This window comes from Bartonella sp. TT110JLCBS, from assembly GCF_042193405.1.
In the GTDB taxonomy this organism is placed as follows: domain Bacteria; phylum Pseudomonadota; class Alphaproteobacteria; order Rhizobiales; family Rhizobiaceae; genus Bartonella.
In genome coordinates, this window is record NZ_JBHILT010000070.1 from 1 (window position 1) to 2,602 (window position 2,602).

Here is a 2,602-nt window from a genome sequence, read left to right on the forward strand (position 1 = left end):
CATTGGAATTTATAAGAATTGGATTTTCCATAATTTTTCCTCCCTAACGCCTCTTGGCGATTGTTTGTGCGTGGTTTGTATAATTACTTATACGTAAATGTATAAATATAAGCAAGCAAAAAATCGCATATATTTCATTTTTTTTTGCATTTTCACTTAAATGCCATCTTCACAAGCAATAGAATCAAAAACTTTATTGGGATTACTTCATAAGTAGACGATAGGATTTGCGCGGTAATATTGCAACTATTTCTCCAACCCATTTTATTTTTGCATTTTTAATAGGTAGCGCATTCCATGATTTGAGTACAATGCCCTCTGAAGAGCGAGTAATTTGTTTGATGAAACGCCTATTATCTTCTGTTAGAACGACAACTTCATCACCGTAATAATCGCTCATTGGCTTTGTTTGCAGATGTTTAACTACGATTAAATCACCATCTTTATATACGGGATACATGGAATCTCCACGAACCATGAATCCTATTGTTTCAAAAGGCAAATCAAATGGTATTTCGATTGTTTCAAGCCCATCTTCTGGGATTTGCTCAACATCGGTATCAATCTCTAATCCTGCTCCTACATACCCCATAACAGGAACAACTGTAGTAATTTGATTATAACCTTTTAAGCTTTTATAAAGTTCTAAAATTGAGTCTCTGTGTGAACCTCTGGGATCTGATTCACTTCCTAACCATCTTGACACGGTCGCTTGGGTTACATTTAATCTATCGGCAAGATCTTTTTGATTAAGACCAAACTCAGATTGCAATACTTGCAATGTCGCAATGATATTTTTCGTCATAATTAGTTACTTATGATTTTAAAATTAAAAAAATCTATTGTTTTTTTTAATTAACTCTATACAATTGCGTATATGGTTAAAATTAAGGAGCTTAACTCAAATGGACACAGAGGAAAAATTAAAGATTAAATCTATCCGAAAGTGTTTATCGCTAACACAAAAGGAATTAGCAGATATTTTAGGTGTTAAGCAAGCTTCTGTTTGTCGTTGGGAACAAGGCAAAGGACTATCTTTAAATAGTTATTTAAAGCTGCAAAAGTTGAAAGATAGTTCTAGCTCTAGTTCTGCTTTTATTTCCGCTCCTACAGATAGTAATGAACATCAACAGCACCATTCACATTCTTAAAGAAGAAAGATCAGAGATGATAGATGTCCCGCATATCACTATAAGTAAAGTCAAGTTGATTAATCTTGTTAATAAGATTGGACGTGAAGACATATATTATGGTGTTCGCTCGCCTAATCAGACATGTGAAAGTTGCATAGATCCCTCATCAACAGGTTATCTTATCTATATACTGCAAAATATTTTTGCGCGTGATGATAGAAATTATTTTCCGTTATTGCCATACGATGATTTTAATCAATGGTTTTCATCTGCCTTTACGCAAGCTTTTACAACTTGGTTTGATAATTATTTTTCTCAAGATTTGTCATCTTTTCATCGCCTAAATGAGCTACTTTTGTTTACAGCTTTAGTCGAAAGTAATCTTGGCTTCTTAAGGGATGACCTCATCAAAAAAAGAGAAGAAGAAATCAAATTAATAAATGATGCGTGTAGTGTGCGTCTGAATTGAGTTAATCCACTTTTTTAAAGTCTATGAGGCTGGTTTGTGTTGTTACAGTCATTTTTGTTTCTGGTTGCAGTGGGGATGTATGGGTAATGATTAAAGTAACTTGGTCTTTTATATCTTCTTCACGTGCTGCTACAAAAATAAGGATTTTTGAAGGTTTGCCTTCTGAGGGAGCTACAGAAATATTAACATCGATTTCTGGTCCCGTTCGAAAATTCTTCGCTTTATCACAGAAGCCGCGTGATTTGTGTGACGTTGGCTTAGCATCAGGATTAACATATGGTGATTGCATTTGCTGCCATCTTGTTTCAGGTTTGTATATGATGCCATATCCAAGAATAAAGCGAGAACTATCTTTTAGCTTTATATTTAAAATATGGACGACAGTTTGTGCATTATTTTCTACCTTTAAGAAAAGAAGCGTCCACTTGTCCTTTGTTGGAAGATGCGGTCCAGTTGCATATATGGAAAGTGGCGGTCCTAAATCCTGTACTCTTTTGTTATCTAACAAAATTTTAATATGTTCTTCTGACCATTTTGCAATATCTTTTGTTGATTTTGCTTGCTCTTCAAGAGCTGCAGTTTGTTTTTCGCTTTCTGCAAATTTCTTGATTACCCATTTCTTATCTTGTGCTCGTTTTTTTGCGGCTTCTTTACGGTCTTTATTTCTTAAAATAAGCGCTACTGAAAGTGATCCGATAAATGACAGGAAACCTGTAAGAAATATCTTTATCCATTCTTGCATCTTTCCCCTCCCCACTTTTTTAGAATCGTTGGGAGGATACTTTTTCATAAACATTTTTTCAAGACAGGCAATCACAACACGCTCTGTCATAACACACATATAAATACGTAGAGCCTTAAGGGGGGGATTATGATCACTCATTTATATTTAATAAAAGAAGGGGGCGCGCATGTCTAATGCAATGCCATGGATAAGATTCCATTTGTATGACTGGATAAGTGGTACAGATGGAATGACGTTAGAGCAAAGGGGCGCTTA

General features: G+C 34.9%; 4 protein-coding genes. 2 read left to right on the plus strand and 2 right to left on the minus strand.

Annotated elements, in window-relative coordinates; translation table 11 throughout:
* Positions 1-202: 202 nt before the first annotated feature.
* Positions 203-805, minus strand: coding sequence for a S24 family peptidase (locus ACFILW_RS09360; protein ID WP_375627583.1), 603 nt, complete (start codon positions 803-805; stop codon positions 203-205).
* Positions 806-905: 100 nt separating this feature from the next.
* On the opposite strand from ACFILW_RS09360, the gene ACFILW_RS09365 reads away from it, so the two are divergent.
* A complete protein-coding gene (locus tag ACFILW_RS09365) occupies positions 906-1,151 on the plus strand; it encodes a helix-turn-helix transcriptional regulator (protein ID WP_375635094.1) in 246 nt (81 codons plus the stop codon).
* Positions 1,152-1,167: 16 nt separating this feature from the next.
* Complete coding sequence (locus tag ACFILW_RS09370) at positions 1,168-1,602, plus strand: hypothetical protein (RefSeq protein ID WP_375609734.1); 435 nt, start codon at positions 1,168-1,170, stop codon at positions 1,600-1,602.
* 1 nt (position 1,603) lies between these two features.
* Here ACFILW_RS09370 and ACFILW_RS09375 read toward each other — a convergent pair whose 3' ends face one another.
* Positions 1,604-2,443 (minus strand): hypothetical protein, encoded by an 840-nt coding sequence (locus ACFILW_RS09375; protein WP_375649575.1) that lies wholly within the window; start codon positions 2,441-2,443, stop codon positions 1,604-1,606.
* Between the last annotated feature and the right edge of the window lie 159 nt (positions 2,444-2,602).

Bases quoted from the DNA above. Each gene is read 5' to 3' on its own strand.
- ACFILW_RS09360 (WP_375627583.1), bottom strand. From the start codon at position 805: ATGACGAAAAATATCATTGCGACATTGCAAGTATTGCAATCTGAGTTT.
- ACFILW_RS09365 (WP_375635094.1), top strand. From the start codon at position 906: ATGGACACAGAGGAAAAATTAAAGATTAAATCTATCCGAAAGTGTTTA.
- ACFILW_RS09370 (WP_375609734.1), top strand. From the start codon at position 1,168: ATGATAGATGTCCCGCATATCACTATAAGTAAAGTCAAGTTGATTAAT.
- ACFILW_RS09375 (WP_375649575.1), bottom strand. From the start codon at position 2,443: ATGTGTGTTATGACAGAGCGTGTTGTGATTGCCTGTCTTGAAAAAATG.